Here is a 17,201-nt window from a genome sequence, read left to right on the forward strand (position 1 = left end):
TGCATGACATGAAAAAAATAATTTGGGCTATGTTAGCAATCGCCCTTGTATGGGTAATGGTTGATTTTGGAGTTAACATTAACCAAGAAAGACAAGATAAAAAACAAGCGAAAGCAGATACGAAAATACAACAACAAGCAAGTCAAAAAGAAGAAGTAGTAGAAGAAGGAAACAATTCAGGGCAATTAGCTTACGAGTTTGAAGCAGAAGATATGGATGGAAACTTAGTTAAGTTATCAGACTATCGAGGAGAAAAAGTATTCTTGAATTTTTGGGCAAGTTGGTGTCCACCTTGTCGAGTCGAAATGCCTCATCTAAAAGAGTTTTCTGAGACACAAGATGATGTTGTTGTATTAGGAGTAAATGTTACAACTTCTGAAACCGATTTAACTAACGTGCAATCTTTTTTAAATGAGTTTGACGTGGAGTATAAAAATGTTTATGGCACACAAAAAATGTTTAATCTTTACCGTGTTCAATCGTTGCCAACGTCGTACATCATTGACCGAGAAGGAGTTATTCAAGAACGAATAGTAGGACCTGTCACACAAGATATACTAGATACAAAGTTTAATTTAATAGAATAATAATGAATCATCAATAGAAAGAAGGTAGAGTATGAATACATTTCCTCAAGCTAAATCATTAGAAGAAGTTTTAGCTTTTATCAAAGAGCATCATTTTGCTTTCGTTTACATTTCAAGAGATAATTGTGGCGTTTGTCATGCTGTTCAACCGCAAGTTCAAGAAATGTTAAAAGAATTCCCAACAATTCACCCAATTCAAGTTAACGCAGATCAAATCCCTGAAATAGCCGGTCAATTCACAGTTTTCACAGTTCCAGCACTCTTGTTGTTTGCGAAAGAAAAAGAAGTTCATAGAGAAGCACGTTTTGTCGTAATGGATGATTTACATGATAAATTTAGCCAGATTGTTGAATACAATTAAGTTTTTTAAATAAAGTTAACCAATAAAAAGCCTTATCATTCATTTGATAAGGCTTTTTATTGGTTAAATCAAAATTAAATAAAAGAATGTTCTAACTAAGTCTCAATTGTGAACAAGGTTGACAAAAACAAAAGATAACAAGCTGAAATAATTGAGAACAGTAGGATTTAAAAATGAGGTATGATATAAATAATGAGAGTAACGTAGTATAGTAGATACTAGAAAGGAGGTCTATATGGAAATGTCAAAAGGAACAACTTACTTATCATTATTTATCAGTTTATTACTAGCAGATTTTTTTATGCTATTCCGTTTCGCGACATCGGAGTATTTTTTTATTTATTTCTTTATTATCTTTGTAACAGCTTTATTAATGAACGTTTTATCAACATCTAAAAATTTTATCTTGGTTTTAACGATTATATTAGTCCTAGGATTTACATTAGTTTTCTTATCTGGCACAACCTTGATTTCTCAAGCTATTTTAATAAGAGAATACCTATTAATAATGGGTGCATTACTCTTGATGTGGTTACTTTTTACAGAAGTAAGGAAAAACGATAAAGAACTAAAAGAATTTAAAATAAAAGCAAAAGAATTAGAAAAATATGTCGGCTCATCTAATTTATTGACCATTTCAGAGTTTGAAAATCGCGTCAAATTTATTTCTACGGGTACACAAAGACGCAATGAAGAAAATTATTATGTGGTTTTTAAACCAAAAGAGGTTAATAATGCAACTGAGTCACTTTCATTTTTGTTAAAAAAAACACTCTTAAAAACTGTTCGCTCAGATTTTGATTTAGTAACGAAATTAACTGATGGCTCTTATCTTATTTTTTTACAAAATACAAAAGAAAAAGGCTGTTTAAAGGTCATAGAACGTTTATTTCAAACATTGAGAACGGAGCTGAACACGATTCAACTACCACTTAATTATGAAGTATTTGATCAAGAAAAAGGGTTAGCGTATTTTGAAAAAAATAAAGTTGAGGGATTGAAGAAATGAGAATATTAATGATGGTAATCATCCTTTTTTTCTGGTTGATGTTGATTTTTTATTCAATTTTGACACTGGCTGGGGTTATTCAGAGGCTAACGAGGAGCAAAAAAATAACATTAGACCATTACCCATCTGTCGCTGTTTTTATACCGGCTCACAATGAAGGAATTGTTATTAGTGACACATTGAATGCAATGGTAAAAATTGACTATCCTGGAGAACTAACGATTTATGTGTTAGATGATAACTCAAAAGATGATACTGCTGAAATTACACGAGAGTTCAGTTACTTATTTTCTAAAATTTGTTATGTAAAAGTGCCACCTGGCGAGCCCACTGGAAAATCACGCGTTTTAAATTATGGATTGTCTATTACTAAATCTGCTTATTTTCTTGTATACGATGCTGACAATCAACCAAATAGTGATGCAGTTATAGAATTGGTTCATGCAGCGGAGACGACTGAAAATGCAGCAGGAGCAGTAGGATATGTGCGAACGGTAAATGCCAATCAAAACTTATTAACACGTATGATTGCCATTGAATTTCAAGTTTTTCAATTACTAATGCAAAGTGGCAGATGGAAACTGTTCAGAGCAGGCTCATTAGCGGGAACAAATATGTTGTTAAAAAGAACTATTATTGAAGAAGCTGGTGGGTATGATCCCTATCAGTCAACAAGATTTTTTCAAAGAAAATAGTAAAGAGGATATTGAACAATTTATTCAAAAAGTTTTGTACATGAAACAAAAATACCTTTTTATTTATGCAACGGGATTTTCTGCAATAGCGGCCGAGTATCTATATAAGAAGCTATTAGTTTTAGGTAAAAAAACGATTATCGCAACTGGAACAGATTCGATTGGTGTGTTTGAAAATAACTTGGAAGACATTGGAGCGCTTATCGTAATTTCAAAGTCAGGAGAAACGCAACTTGTAATCGATAAATTACTTGTAGCGAAAGAACAAAATATATTTACCGTTACTTTTACAAAAGAAACGACAAATAGAGCAGCAACAGTATCTGATTTGAATTTTAAAATTGTTGATAACAATAAATTGGATGATCGAAATATGTTGCCGAATAGTTTCTTTCCTAGGTTATTGATGTTAATAGAGTATATGTTTAAAATGTACCTCGATGAGATGCAACAAGAAATTGAATAGTAAACCGAAACGTGTTTCAAAACGATGAAACACGTTTTTTATGTGCCCGAAAGGGTATACATTAAATCGCTTTCAAGATATGCTAGGTTTATCAAAAGAAATGAAACAATAAAAGTTGGAGGTAAAGATATGAAAGATAGGTTAATGGATGGGATGCAGCGTTTTTCCAAAGCAATGTTTATACCAGTATTGATTTTACCAATTGCAGGTATTCTAATTGCACTCGGTAATTTGTTTACAAATGCAAAACTAATTGAAACCGTTCCCTTTTTAGATAACCCTATTACAATGGGATTTGGATCTATTTTATCCGGATCATTGGTTTCAATCTTAAGTAATCTGGGGTTAATATTTTGTATGGGCTTAGCAGTCGGCTTAGCGAATAAGAAAAAATCAGAAGCAGGATTTACAGCAGTATTAGGCTACTTAGTTTTTGTTAACGCTATGAATAAATTTATGGAACTTAGCGGAGTATTGTTTGTAGGTGAATCACTGCAAGGTACCGGACAAACGATGGTTCTAGGTGTACAAATACTTGATATGGGTGTTTTTCTTGGTATTATATTAGGAATTGTAACGGCATTAGTACACAACAAATTCTCTGATAAAGAATTTAATAATGCTTTTCAAATATATGGGGGTACACGATTTTCATTCATTATGTTAATTCCAGTAGTTGTTTTACTGGCTATTGCCTTTACTTATATTTGGCCATTTTTCCAAAATGGTATTAACAGTTTAGGAACACTAATAAATCAAAGTGGAAATTTTGGGATTTTCTTATATGGCTCATTAGAGCGTTTATTGATTCCAACTGGACTACATCACTTAGTCTATACGCCTTTCTTGTATACATCTCTAGGAGGAATTCAAGAAGTTGGAGGACAAATTTTTGAAGGAGCAAGAAATATTTATTTTGCAGAAATTGCAGATCCTTCTGTTAAAATCTTATCTTCAAGTGTTATCTGGGATGCACGTGGCATATCTAAAATGTTTGGATTAATTGGCGCATGTCTGGCTATGTATCATACAGCTAGCCCTGAAAATAAAGGGAAAGCAAGAGCAATATTAATTCCAGCAGTAGTTACTTCATTTGTAGCTGGTGTAACCGAGCCAATCGAATTTTCATTCATGTTTGTCGCACCGCTATTATTTGCGGTACATGCGGTATTAAGTGGGCTGAGCATGGTTGTATTAAATGTACTGAATGTAAGAGCCATTGGACCAAATGGTTTTATCGATTTCTTATTGTACAATGTACCGTTAGGAATTGAAAAAACAGGATGGCCAATGTATGTTCTAGTAGGATTAGTATTCTTTGCTATTTATTACTTCACATTCCGATTCTTGATTACCAAATTTAAGTTTAAAACCATTGGACGTGAAGAGACAGGAAAAGAAACAAAATTATACTCTAAGAATGAATACAATGAAAGTAAAAGTAAAAAAGCAACCTCTAATGAAGCTCAACCTCAGGGAGGTACTGGGTTAGCCAGCACAATTGTTGCGGCACTAGGTGGACCAGACAATATCAATACAGTAACCAATTGTTATACGCGTTTAAGATTAACATTAGATCAGCCAGATAAAATAGATGAGCTGGTATTAAAAAATGATACAGGAGCAAGTGGAGTCATTATTAAAGATCACAATGTACAAGTCGTTTATGGGTTACAAGTAGAAAGTGTCAGAAAAGCTGTTGATCAGTTTTTAGGAAGAGAAGCAGAAGAAGAATAACTAAATGAGCTAATTTGAAAGGAAGTAATTAAAAATGAAAAAATTCTCAATCGTAATTGCAGGAGGCGGAAGTACGTTTACGCCAGGAATTGTCATGATGATGTTGGATAATATCGACCGTTTTCCAATAAGAACGTTAAAATTATACGATAATGATGGAGATCGCCAAGCGATTCTAGGAGATGCACTTGAAATCTTATTAAAAGAACAAGCTCCCGAGATTGAATTTTCATATACAACAGATCCAGAGACGGCTTTTACAGATGTCGATTTTTGTATGGCACACATCCGAGTTGGAAAATATGCGATGCGTGAACAAGATGAAAAGATTCCATTAAAATATGGCGTAGTTGGACAAGAGACTTGTGGACCAGGTGGGATTGCCTATGGAATGAGAAGTATTGGTGGCATGTTAGAAATAATTGACCATATGGAAAAATACTCTCCAGATTGCTGGATGTTAAACTACTCTAATCCAGCTTCGATTGTAGCGGAAGCTTGTCGAGTGATGCGTCCAACCGCTAAAGTATTGAACATCTGTGATATGCCGGTAGGAACATTAAGAAGAATGTCGCAAATCATTGAGAAAGACCCAAAAGACCTAGAAGTACGCTACTTTGGACTAAATCACTTTGGTTGGTGGACAAGTGTCAAAGATAAAGAAGGACACGAATATTTACCGCAAATACGTGAATATGTTGCTGAAAATGGTTATTTAACAAAAGTAGAAGTTGATACACAACACATGGATCAAAGCTGGCAAGAAACGCATAAAAAGGCTAAAGATTTATTAGCCGTGAATCCAAGATATTTACCAAATACGTATTTGAAATATTACCTTTTCCCTGATTATGAAGTAGCACATTCAAATTGTACGTATTCTCGTGCGAATGAAGTAATGGATGGAAGAGAGAAAACAGTCTTTACAGCTGCTAAAAAAATTGTTGAACAAGGAACAGCTAAAATTAGTGGATTTACAATTGATAGTCATGCCTCATTTATTGTTGACTTAGCTCGTGCCATTGCATTCAATACACATGAAAGAATGCTGATGATTGTCGAAAACAATGGCGCAATTGCAAATTTTGATGATGATGCTATGGTAGAGGTTCCTTGTATTGTAGGTAGTGATGGACCCGAACCGCTAACGCAAGGTAAAATTCCTGCTTTTGAAAAAGCTCTGATGCACCAACAATTAATCGTTGAAAAATTAGTTGTAGAAGCCTACATTACAGGAAGTTACCAAACATTATGGCAAGCACTAACGCTTTCCAAAACGATTCCTAGTGCAGGAGTCGCTAAAGAGATATTGGATGAGTTAATTGTAGCCAATAAAGGATTCTGGCCAGAATTGAACTAAAGAGAGTAGAACTGTTTGAGGCAAGAAAAGGGGAATGTATTCGCCTTTTCTTGCCTTTTTATGGAAAAAATAAAAGAGAGAGTTATTTTTTTGTCGGAAAAAATGGCAATGGTCATTATATGAAAATAGTTCATAATGAGATTGAATAGGACAAGATGCAATCCAGAGCAGAAGGATTTAATATATGATAATTCTGAATAGGAGTTTGCCTTAGCGAATGGAGCAAAAGTATGGAATAAGGATTCGGCTGTCCGAAGCTAGTTAATAGAATTAACACAAACAATTTTCGGGAAAGATAACAAATGATAGACTATTCAATAGATGATGGCTTCTTCTGCTAAAGACAAGCGACTATTGAAGAAGCTTTAAAAATACGCATTTTCGTTCCGGTAATGACTTAAGCGTTAAGGCTACGGTAGGCTTCAATTGTTGTAGAATCGTTTGGTGAAAAAAATAGACTTATCATTGCGTAATGAATTCGGAAGACATGCAATTCAAAGTAAGGAGGACTAGAAAATGAAAGAGCAAAAAAGGTATACAATTGGTGTGGATATTGGCACTACGAGTACAAAAGCCGTTTTATACCAAGATGATTTGCAAATAAGCGATAGTGCATACGTAGGATACGATACCATTCAAACAGAAGTAGGGATGGCTGAGCAAGATCCAAAGGCAATTTTCCAAGCAGTTATGACAACTATTCGTACATTAATGGAAAACAATAAAATCAAAGACCAAATCGATTTTATCTCTTTCTCTAGTGCCATGCATAGCGTGATTATTGTAGATGAACAAAATGACTTGTTGACAAATTGTATCATCTGGGCAGATAATCGCTCAACTGAATTGGTAGCTCAACTAAAAGCGACAACAGATTGGAAATTAGTGTATCAGAAAACTGGAACGCCGATTCACTCCATGACACCATTGAGTAAAATCATTTGGTTAAGAGAGCAATACCCTGCAATTTTTAAGAAAGCCAAAAAAATTATTGGCATAAAAGAATATATTCTCTATCAGTTGACTGGCGAGTACAAAATCGATTATTCAATTGCTTCAGCTACGGGATTGTTTAATATCCATGAATTGCTTTGGGATAAAGACATCTTAAAGTTGATTGGAATAGAAGAGTTCACTCTATCTGAACCGGTAGACGTTGACTATAGATGGCATGCAATTAAAGAAGAGTATGCTGACGAAATGTCTATTGCTTTAGAAACAGATTTAGTCATTGGTGCCAGTGATGGTTGCTTATCCAATCTTGGTGTTGGAGCAATGGATCCTGGAGAAACGACCATTACCATCGGTACAAGTGGGGCTATTCGAATGGTAACCAATGAGATTGTATTGGATGCACAAGGTAGAACTTTTTGTTATTATTTATCAAAAAATCGATGGGTTATTGGTGGGGCAGTAAACAACGGGGGTAACGTGATGAGTTGGTTGGCTGCGATTTTCTCATCTGATGACAGTCCGAATACAGATGCTGAAATTGGGATAAGATTAGAGTATCTTAATCAATTAGCTGGACAAGTGAAACCTGGCGCAGATGGCTTGATTTTTTTACCTTACTTAAATGGGGAACGTGCTCCAATATGGGAATCGGAAGCTACTGGAAGTTACATTGGGTTAGCTTCTCGACATACTACCGGACACATGGTACGAGCAGCAATGGAAGGTGTGTTGTTTAATCTTTATGAGGTTTGGCAGCTTATTCAAGAAGTCGGTGGACCATCTAAAACGATTAAAGTAACAGGAGGCTTTTTAAATTCTCCCTTGTGGAAACAAATGCTTGCAGATATTTTTGACAGACCCATTCAACAACCGGTTAGCTTTGAAAGTTCTTGTTTAGGTGCAGTCTTAATTGGAAAAGGAATTGAAAAAAGCAACAGTCTATTGTTAGAAGATAGAGATGAATCAAAAGACTGGATCAAACCTAACGAGCAGGTGACAAAAAATTATCAAAATAGTATACTCGTCTTTCAAAAAGCAGCTAATGAAATGAGTAAAGTTCGTAAAATCTTAAATGAATCAAATGAGTAAGAATGACCATTAAAAAAAGTTCCTACCTGAATCATTCATAGTTGGTCTAGAAACGTATTAAAAGTCTATTGTGAAGCTAGTTGCTTGTTGATTTCCCAATATGCTTTGGATGTGCAATGGGAATAGCGTTGTTAAACATATGATAATCTTTTCTTCGTGATACAGGGGCTGAGTTGAAAGCAATATGAATCCTGCTTTCATGGTTTCAATAGTGGGCAAATAACGTAGTCTAATCTTCAATGGATTAAATAAAAAAAGAAGTCAACTCACATAGTGGGCTGACTTCTTTTAGTTTATTCATTAGTTTTTATGAATCGAAGCATCATAAATAGAGTCGATAGAATCTTTAATGGTTTTATTAAATTCTTCATTGGATTGAGTTACATTCAAGTTTTCACTTAATGCTCTAGAGAAACTAGCAATAAGATGGTTATTTCCTTTTAATTTTTTATTGGCTTCATCCCTTGCATACCCTCCAGATAAAGCTACGACACGGACAACTCTAGGGTGTTCACTTAATTTTTCATAGGTGTTAGCAACTGTTGGAAGGCTAATTTTTAACATCACATTTTCGTTTTCAGATAATAGATCCAATTGTTTTTTCAATTCTTCGTAAAGAATTTTTTCTGATGCCTCTTTATCTTTGCTGTGGATATCTACTTCTGGTTCAATAATTGGAACTAAACCAGCGGCGATAATTTGTTTGCCAACGTCAAATTGTTGTTTAACTAATTTTTTAATACCTGCTGGGTTAGCTTCTTTAATAACAGAACGCATTTTTGTACCAAAGATATGACGTTCAATGGCTCTTTTAAGCAGAGGCCCTAAATCAGTGATAGGTTTCATCAGTTGAACACCCTCTGTTAATTCTTCCATGCCGTTATCAACTTTTAAGAATGGAACAATTCCTTTTTTATTAGCTAAATAATCAGCTGTGTAGAGACCATCAATTTTACGATCCATTGTTTGTTCAAAAAGAATAGCTCCTAGAATAGAATCAGAATTAAAAGCTGGTGCAGTAATGATACGAGTTCGCATCTCATGAACCAGACTAAACATATCATCTTCATTAGAATAAGCATCTTCAAGAACACCGTATATAGCTAGTGCTTTAGGAGTACTTCCACCACTTTGATCAAGTGCCGCGATGAATCCTTTATTGTTTTTGACTTTTTCTAGTTGATCTTTGTTCATTCTTCCCACTCCTTCATAATAGATTGTATTCCTTTTATTTATATAATAATCATATAAATAGTGTAACACCAAAAGACCAAAAAGTAGAAGTGATGTGCTTTAGCTTCAGTACTAGTCTAGTTGGTTAAAAGACTGTATAATGATACTTAACAAAGAAGACAGGCATAACCCTTGTTAAGTTTAATCAGTAAAAAATCGATAAGAGGTGAAAAATATGAAACTACTCGTTAAAATAGTTTTAAAACTATTGTCTTCGCCAAAAATAAATATAGAAGAGGATTACCTTTGGATTCGTAAAATGCAACACTTTTTTTCAGGGAAACCGATTCGAACAAACTACCGAATTTTAGATCGGAAAATCTATTCAGCAGATAAAAGTCATGATATACCTGTACGCATTTTTCAACCAGTAGAAAAAAAGGATAACGAGGTGTTATTATTTTTTCACGGAGGTGGTTGGGTAATTGGAGATATCAATACGTATACCAAGCCCTGTATGAATATGGCTGATTTGACAGGAAGAACGGTCTATTCAGTAGATTATCGTTTGGCACCTGAGTACCCTTATCCAGCCGGACTAGAAGACTGCTACCGTGTGGCAGATGTGATGCTAGATAATTTATCATTAATAGGATTAACAGACGCTTCACAACTAATCTTAATTGGTGATTCAGCTGGTGGGAATTTGGCAGCAGCCGTTTCTTTGTTGTTACGAGACAACCGAAAAGATTATCCACAGCAACAAATTTTGCTTTATCCTGTTACATTCTGGGATCACACAGAGGATTCACCGTATGAATCTATTCGAACAAAAGGGACGGAATACGGACTAACTGCAAAAAAAGTAAGCGAATATATGAAATTGTACCAACCTGACAAAGAGAAACGAAAAAGTCCTTATATTGCTCCTTTAATGGCACCAAATCTTGCCAATCAACCCAGTACCCTTATTTTAACATCAGAAAACGACCCATTACGTGATGAAGGTGAAGCATATGGAGAGGCACTAAAAGAGGCTGGGAACAATGTCCGAATTCATCGAGTCAAAGAGAGCGTTCATGGATTTATTACGTATCCTAAAGTTTCAAAGTTAGTCATAGAAGCCTATCACGAAATAAATGATTTTTTAGATAAATAGCAGAGAAATAAAAGAGAAATAAAAGAGAAATAAGGCAGAATAGGAGGAATAAGATGAAACGAAAAACTTGGGTACGACTGGATAATGCTTCTAATATCTTTTTAGCTACGATGACGGACAGAGATACAAAAGTTTTTCGTTTGACAGCAGAAATGACTGATCTCGTTGACTCTAAATTGTTACAAAAAGCCTTGGATAAAACATATGAGCAATACTTGCTTTATCACAGTGTCTTAAGGCGCGGTGTCTTTTGGTATTATTTAGTGATGAGCGAAATCAAACCTAAAGTTGTTACAGAAGTGTTGCCACCCTGTACTCAACTGTATCACTTTGATCAAAAAGAACTGTTATTTAGAGTAATCTATCAAGAAAATCGCATTCACTTAGAAGTTTTTCATGTGTTATCAGATGGAATAGGAGCGACGTGGTTCTTTGAAGATCTTATTAAAGAGTATGTTTTTTTACGAGTTCATGGGATTGCTGAAAATAAGTGGGATAAAACGACTATTCAATTAGAACAGCATTTGGAAGATAGTTTTAATCAGCATTTCCGAGAGCAAGGCCAAAATACCTTTAGTGATGCCGCTCGGTCAGCCTATTTTTCAGTGATTGAAACAAGCAAGCGAGCCGGGAAAGTGGTTGTAGAATATGGTAAGAAAACATCTTCTTGGTTAGGCTCATCTGCAAAAATAGAATCCAATAAAAAACACGTTTATCAGATAAGAAAGAAGAGAACACCCGATAATCGTCCACGTGTAGTAGAGTTGAGTATGCCGCTAAAAGATGTGATTCAGTTGGCTAAAAAACAAAATGTTTCCTTAACGGTTTATTTAATGGCCCTTTTTTTTGAATCTATTCGAAAATCGGAGCCAAATTTTAAATTAACCGATACGATAGCCATTTCCGTTCCAGTCAACTTACGACAGTTTTACCAGTCAAATTCTGCACGTAATTTTTTTAGTACCATTCGATTGGAATATACGTATATGAAAGATGCAGACTTTAATCATCTTTGCACTAGTTTAAGTGAGCAATTGCACCATCATTTAGAACCAAAAAAATTAGGAGAACGATTAAACAAATTAATTAAAGCTGAGTACCATCCAATAGCGCGAGTGTCTCCAAGACCTGTCAAAGATGCTATTTTGAAATGGATTAATCGACAAAATAATCGGAAAGTAACGGTTGCGATGTCTAATTTAGGGCAGCTTGCTTTCCCATACCCCATTAGCAATCATATCAAGCAAATTTACTTTAAGACATCTGCTGTTAGGCCACAATTTTGTATGATTAGTTATGAAAACGTATTAACTCTCAGTTTTACGTCGCCTTTTATTGATGTAGCGATTCAAAAAGAATTTGCGCGTTTCTTGAGTGGAGAAGGCATACCAGTAACCGTTGCCGTTAACCAAGTAACAAACGCTGAGCTTGGAGGGGGACGAGAATGAGCTGTTGTCCAGCATGTAAAACGAATGTTGAAGGCGAGTGGACAGAATGCCCATTATGTGGTCAATCGCTTAAACATCAGGGCAAAAAAGCTGAATATAATCCTTATCCGCCTATTCCGTTACGCTTTAACAGAGAAAAAGGCTTAAGGCTATTAATGATTTTTACGATAATCAGTGGTCTTTTGTTTTTAGGAATAGAAGAAATTTGGCTTAATCAAAGTCAAGGGTTCCAATTAGCTGTTTTTGGAATAGTGAGTTTATGGACAGTGGTATACACGTTGATCCGAAAAAGAAGGAATATTGCTAAAAGTATTCTTTATCTACTAGTCCTGGTCTCTGTTATTAGCATCTATTTAGATTATTTACTAGAATGGAACGGCTGGTCAACGACATATATGATTCCAGTTATCTGTATTTTTGCTGATTTAGCCTTAACGATTTCGGTTAAAATTATTTTTCCAGAATTAGGAGATTACATCCTCTACTTGTTAATTGTTGTTATCTTAGGTTTCTTTCCAGCGGTATTTCTTTTCTTTAACTGGACGACAAATCCAATCCCATCTTTACTATCGATGGGTATTAGTACGGTTATGTTTATCGTATTGTTTGTTTCTCATAAAAATGTCATCCTCTATGAGTGGAAAAAACGAATGCAAATCTAACGGTTTCTAGTGTGTTTAAATGGTTAACGCTAATTAGTAGTCAAAAATAGCCTTCATACTCTTACAATGTAGTATCTGTAAGATAGAAGGCTTTTTTTATTTTTTTGGATGGAATAGATTAGAATTTTCAACGATAGCAGCGAACAATCCAAAGCTGATACCCAAAATTGGGAAAATCATCCAGCCTGGTGACCAAGTGTCAAAAAGTAATCCAGAAATAACATAAATTCCTACAGCAAGTGGGAAAACAATATTAGCTACTTTAGTGGTTAATCGCTCACTAGCTACTCTTTTTGGAGTGTAGTCGCCGATGGAAAGCAACTTATCATAAGTTGAATGGATAATACCGAAAAATACGAATAGGAAAACACCAATAGAAACAAAACTGAGTAAAAAAATGAGTGGCCAAAACTGTTCTGAACTGAATAAAAGTAAGGGCACCAAAAGAGAAACAAGTCCGGCAATACAAAAGAGAACACCAAAGGTAATTCCCTTAGCAAATTGTGGTTTGAATTCTTTCAATTCTTTAGCTAAATTAGATTGTGTAATAGAATCAATTGAAATGACTTTCCCTTCAATACCAAATTGTTGTTCTTTAATACCAAAAGTAATAAACAACCCGATGGCAACAGCTATTAAAACTAAAAGCGGAATCAAAGAAAACAAAATGAGTAGAGAGGATTCCAAAGCAGAAATAAAAGGCAAAAATCTAGCCATTTCTTGAATGAGTAAAGAAAGTGCTGGGGCGATTAAAATAAGGAAAATACCAAAAGCGATAGCCAAACCAAATTTTGAGCGGTGTGCTTTAAATTCTTCGACTTCATCGTTTGACCAGTTAAGAGTATTCTCATCGGGTTCACGTTCTTCAGTAGGTAAGCTAGCCATAGCAAGAAGTTCATCGGTATTGCCAAATTCGGCAATAGCCTTGGCAACAGCTTGCTGTTCGCTTTTATTTTCAGCTATTAATTGGGTGTACCTGTTTTCCATGTTTGATAGCATCTCTTGTTTTAGTTTGAACATCTCAGGGCTTTGCGGCAACCGTTCAAAAATAGAATTGACATAGTTTATAATGATAGACATGTCTCATTCTCCTTTCCTTGATGGATAAATGAACAAGGAGTTGTTCATTCTGAATAAGGTTTAACGTTTATCTAACCAGACTGAAAATGACTATTGTAATGTTTCTTTTTATGAAATCAATTAGAAGTGGTTTGCTACCGGCATGAATGTGAATGCTAAAATCCTATTTATTTTATAGTATCTGATTTGTGAAATTAGGATAGACAAAATATCTTTATTCAAGTAACTTGATTTTTTGGAAATAGCAATAGATTCACCCAATCTTTTTTCCACAATGTGGACAATAGGCGCCACGCTCTTTATCTTGGATAACGGTTAATTGTTCGACGAATCCCGCGGATAAAATACCAGTAGGAATAGCAACCATTCCGACGCCTAAAAAAGTAATAATCATTCCAAAAATTTTGCCACCTATTGTAATAGGGTAAATATCTCCGTATCCGACAGTTAATAAAGAAGAAGAAGCCCACCAAAAAGCAGAGAAAGCATTTGTGAAAATATCTGGTTGGGCGGCATGTTCAAGATTATACATAAGTAAAGAAGCGGCAGTCATTAGAATTAAGACAATGAAAATAGATGAGAATAATTGCTGGCGTTTACTCTTTAAAACTTCAGTGATGATATTTAAGGAATCATAATATTTGTTGATTTGGAATAATCGTAAAATTCGAATGATTCGAAACATTCGAAAAGCAATGGTTCCATTTGGGAAAAAGAAAGGCAAGTAGAATGGGAAAAAGGATAACAGGTCTATCAACCCAGTGAAAGAAAAGATGTACTTTAATCTAGCTCTGGTTTTTGAACTATCAGGGTAAAGGCAATCAGCAGTCCAGACTCTCAATCCATATTCAAAGGTGAATAAAAGAATGGAGATTGTTTCAATAGTATACATTAACCCAGTATATTTAGTAGAACGATCGAAAGTAGAGAAAAGAGCCAACCCCAAATTTAATAGAATAGCTAAAACAATGACAAAGTCAAAGGTTCGACTAATGATATCAGTTTCTCGTCCTATTTGAATGACTTCAAAAATTCTTTTTTTTTCATTTTAAAACCTCTTTTTCAACAGAAGGCACTAGTTTAAGACTTCAGTTTAAGATGAATGGTTTTTAGTAATGGATACATTTAAGAATGGAATAAAAATAAAGAAAGAAAAAGTTCCTTAAATTACTTTTTCTTTCTTTATTCGTTCGTGATCAATGATTATTTTTTGCGAACATCTTGAATAGTATCTAATTTTTTTACATCATCTGAAGAGATGGTGTAATCTAGTTTGCTATTTTCAATAATCCGACTTTCATGAGTTGATTTTGGTAGTGGCAAGGTCTCCTTTTCTATACAGTAGCGAATCGCCAATTGAGCAGGTGTTACATCATATTTTTTAGCCATCTCCATTACTTCTGGGCTATCTAAAAGATCACCTGTTGCTAATGGTGAATAGGCTTCAACAACAATTTCATTCTTTTTACAAAATGCTAATAAGTCTTTTTGGTCTCGTCCGATATAGAAAGGGATTTGATTGGCCATGGGCACAATGTCACAAGCATCGATTAGAGCTTGGATATCTTCTTTTGAAAAGTTGGAGACTCCAATAGCACGAATTTTACCATCATTATACAATTGTTCCATTGCTTTCCAGGTTTGAATATTTTCTTTGGTGCAATCTTTACCTATATCATTCCAAGGCCAAGGAGCGTGAATAAGATAGAGATCGAGATAGTCCATTCCTAAATTTGTTAAAGTCTTATTAAAGGCTCTCAGCGTTTGATCATAGCCTTTAATATGTGCAGGTAATTTACTCGTTACAAAGATTGAGTCACGAGATAAGCCAGAATCTTTAATGGCTTTTCCGACATTCTCTTCGTTGCGGTAAACTAAAGCAGTATCAATATGAGTATAACCATTTTTCAAGGCCATTGTTACAGCATCATAAGCATCTTTATTTGGGATCTGCCAAGTACCAAAACCGATATAGGGAATTTTAACGCCATTATGGAATACAAATTTTTTTTCTTTCACTTTAAGTTTCCTCCTTATTGGTGGGTATGTTTAGATATGAATCGCTTTCATAACTTTATTATACCAAAGAAAAGGATAGGATTGAAATATTAGGGGTTTCAAATAGAAAAGACTTTTAATTTTCTATAAATCAACGATAAGAACGCTTGAGAATATGGTATGATAAACGAGTTAAGTAAAACGAAATCAATAAAAAGTGAGGAATAAATCAATGAGTAAAATAATTCTAACAGGTGACAGACCAACTGGAAAACTTCATTTAGGGCATTACGTAGGCTCTTTGAAAAATAGAGTGTCGTTACAAAGTGATGCAGAGAACAAAAATTTTATTATGATTGCCGATCAACAAGCACTGACAGATAATGCAAAAGATCCTAAAAAAATACAAGATAGTTTATTTGAAGTCGCTTTAGACTACTTAGCTGTTGGCTTAGATCCAGCTAAATCAACTATTTTTGTACAATCTCAAATCCCTCAACTAGCAGAATTGACGATGTACTATTTAAATTTAGTGACTGTTTCACGATTAAAACGGAACCCGACAGTTAAATCAGAAATTAATGAAAAAAACTTTGGCGAAAGTATCCCAGCGGGCTTTTTCATGTATCCAGTCAGCCAAGCTGCAGATATCACGGCTTTTAAAGGTACGCACGTTCCAGTTGGTGAAGACCAAAAACCGATGATTGAACAAACCAGAGAGATTGTGAAAGATTTCAATCGAATTTATAACACAGACACATTAGTCATGCCAGAAGGTATTCTTCCTGATAAAGGACAAGAACGATTAGTCGGAATTGATGGCAAAGGAAAAATGAGCAAATCATTAAAAAATGGCATCTATTTGTCGGATTCTTCTGATGAAATCAAGAAAAAAATTATGAGTATGTACACAGATCCAGAACACATTCATGTGAATGATCCAGGTAAATTAGAGGGCAACGTTGTCTTTACGTATTTGGATGTATTTGGAACAGACAAAGAAAAAATTCAATCGTTAAAAGAACAGTACCAACAAGGTGGATTGGGAGATGTAAAAATCAAGTTGTACTTAAATGACATTTTACAAGATTTCTTACAACCAATCAGAGAAAATAGAGAACACTTTGCAAAAGACAAAGAAGAAGTCTACCGTATGCTAAAGAATGGTAGCCAAGCGGCAGAAAAAGTAGCTGCTCAAACGTTATCTGAAGTAAAAGCAGCGATGGGAATCAATTATTTTGGTTAATCTATTTTTAAATGTACGCTAAAGTTTTTCCAACACGTTTTTTAGGTGTTGGGGAGGCTCTTTTTTTTTGCCCATAATGTTAAAATCATTATTTGCCGACTCCTTTCACAGCTGATAAAGTGCATTTGAAAGGAGGATTGGGGCATGTCACCTGTCAAATCAATTAAGAACGATTTT

16 protein-coding genes are annotated in these 17,201 nt (G+C 34.7%); 12 read left to right on the plus strand and 4 right to left on the minus strand.

The features are described from left to right. The first annotated feature begins 8 nt into the window (after positions 1-8). The 8 genes from BR44_RS09365 (at position 9) to BR44_RS09400 (ending at position 8,258) form a co-directional block, all read left to right on the plus strand. Entirely contained in the window at positions 9-587 is a 579-nt protein-coding gene (locus BR44_RS09365) for a TlpA family protein disulfide reductase (protein WP_051912676.1), read from the plus strand. Between the two features lie 31 nt (positions 588-618). Next, positions 619-948, plus strand: coding sequence for a thioredoxin family protein (locus BR44_RS09370; protein WP_034552144.1), 330 nt, complete (start codon positions 619-621; stop codon positions 946-948). A gap of 235 nt (positions 949-1,183) precedes the next feature. Beyond that, positions 1,184-1,957 carry a hypothetical protein gene (locus BR44_RS09375; protein ID WP_034552147.1) on the plus strand — a complete coding sequence of 258 codons (774 nt, stop codon included), beginning with the start codon at positions 1,184-1,186 and terminating at the stop codon, positions 1,955-1,957. Continuing rightward, positions 1,954-2,652 carry a glycosyltransferase family 2 protein gene (locus BR44_RS09380; RefSeq protein ID WP_051912677.1) on the plus strand — a complete coding sequence of 233 codons (699 nt, stop codon included), beginning with the start codon at positions 1,954-1,956 and terminating at the stop codon, positions 2,650-2,652. The genes BR44_RS09375 and BR44_RS09380 overlap by 4 nt, the downstream gene beginning before the upstream one ends. After that, a complete protein-coding gene (locus BR44_RS09385; RefSeq protein ID WP_245592957.1) occupies positions 2,612-3,118 on the plus strand; it encodes an SIS domain-containing protein in 507 nt (168 codons plus the stop codon). Before BR44_RS09380 ends, BR44_RS09385 begins: the two co-directional genes overlap by 41 nt. A 129-nt stretch (positions 3,119-3,247) precedes the next feature. Then, positions 3,248-4,855, plus strand: a complete 1,608-nt coding sequence (locus BR44_RS09390) for a PTS transporter subunit EIIC (RefSeq protein ID WP_034552154.1) — start codon at positions 3,248-3,250, stop codon at positions 4,853-4,855. Positions 4,856-4,889: 34 nt separating this feature from the next. Next, on the plus strand, positions 4,890-6,215 hold the full coding sequence (locus BR44_RS09395) for a 6-phospho-alpha-glucosidase (protein ID WP_034552157.1): 1,326 nt from the start codon (positions 4,890-4,892) through the stop codon (positions 6,213-6,215). A gap of 516 nt (positions 6,216-6,731) precedes the next feature. Then, positions 6,732-8,258: a gluconokinase gene (locus tag BR44_RS09400; protein WP_034552159.1), complete on the plus strand. Its 1,527-nt coding sequence runs from the start codon at positions 6,732-6,734 to the stop codon at positions 8,256-8,258. Between the two features lie 300 nt (positions 8,259-8,558). On the opposite strand, the gene BR44_RS09405 is transcribed toward BR44_RS09400, so the two are convergent. After that, on the minus strand, positions 8,559-9,452 hold the full coding sequence (locus BR44_RS09405; protein ID WP_034552161.1) for a fructose bisphosphate aldolase: 894 nt from the start codon (positions 9,450-9,452) through the stop codon (positions 8,559-8,561). A gap of 214 nt (positions 9,453-9,666) precedes the next feature. On the opposite strand from BR44_RS09405, the gene BR44_RS09410 reads away from it, so the two are divergent. From BR44_RS09410 to BR44_RS09420, 3 genes are read left to right on the plus strand one after another with little or no spacing between them, the layout of a single operon-like run. Then, on the plus strand, positions 9,667-10,590 hold the full coding sequence (locus BR44_RS09410) for an alpha/beta hydrolase (RefSeq protein WP_034552164.1): 924 nt from the start codon (positions 9,667-9,669) through the stop codon (positions 10,588-10,590). A gap of 53 nt (positions 10,591-10,643) precedes the next feature. Further along, positions 10,644-12,038 carry an alcohol acetyltransferase gene (locus BR44_RS09415; RefSeq protein WP_034552167.1) on the plus strand — a complete coding sequence of 465 codons (1,395 nt, stop codon included), beginning with the start codon at positions 10,644-10,646 and terminating at the stop codon, positions 12,036-12,038. Continuing rightward, complete coding sequence (locus tag BR44_RS09420; RefSeq protein ID WP_034552170.1) at positions 12,035-12,700, plus strand: DUF6320 domain-containing protein; 666 nt, start codon at positions 12,035-12,037, stop codon at positions 12,698-12,700. Before BR44_RS09415 ends, BR44_RS09420 begins: the two co-directional genes overlap by 4 nt. A 96-nt stretch (positions 12,701-12,796) precedes the next feature. Here the strand turns inward: BR44_RS09420 and BR44_RS09425 are convergent, their stop codons facing one another. The 3 genes from BR44_RS09425 to BR44_RS09435 form a co-directional block, all read right to left on the minus strand. Further along, positions 12,797-13,780 (minus strand): permease prefix domain 1-containing protein, encoded by a 984-nt coding sequence (locus tag BR44_RS09425; protein WP_034552173.1) that lies wholly within the window; start codon positions 13,778-13,780, stop codon positions 12,797-12,799. Positions 13,781-14,033: 253 nt separating this feature from the next. Next, positions 14,034-14,813, minus strand: a complete 780-nt coding sequence (locus BR44_RS09430) for an ion transporter (RefSeq protein ID WP_084676133.1) — start codon at positions 14,811-14,813, stop codon at positions 14,034-14,036. Between the two features lie 170 nt (positions 14,814-14,983). Continuing rightward, positions 14,984-15,799: an aldo/keto reductase gene (locus tag BR44_RS09435; RefSeq protein ID WP_034552175.1), complete on the minus strand. Its 816-nt coding sequence runs from the start codon at positions 15,797-15,799 to the stop codon at positions 14,984-14,986. Positions 15,800-16,010: 211 nt separating this feature from the next. Between BR44_RS09435 and trpS the strand changes: the two genes are divergently transcribed. Continuing rightward, entirely contained in the window at positions 16,011-17,024 is a 1,014-nt protein-coding gene (trpS, locus tag BR44_RS09440) for a tryptophan--tRNA ligase (RefSeq protein ID WP_034552178.1), read from the plus strand. The last annotated feature ends 177 nt before the right edge of the window (positions 17,025-17,201 follow it).

Source organism: Carnobacterium funditum DSM 5970, from assembly GCF_000744185.1.
GTDB classification, from domain to species: domain Bacteria; phylum Bacillota; class Bacilli; order Lactobacillales; family Carnobacteriaceae; genus Carnobacterium_A; species Carnobacterium_A funditum.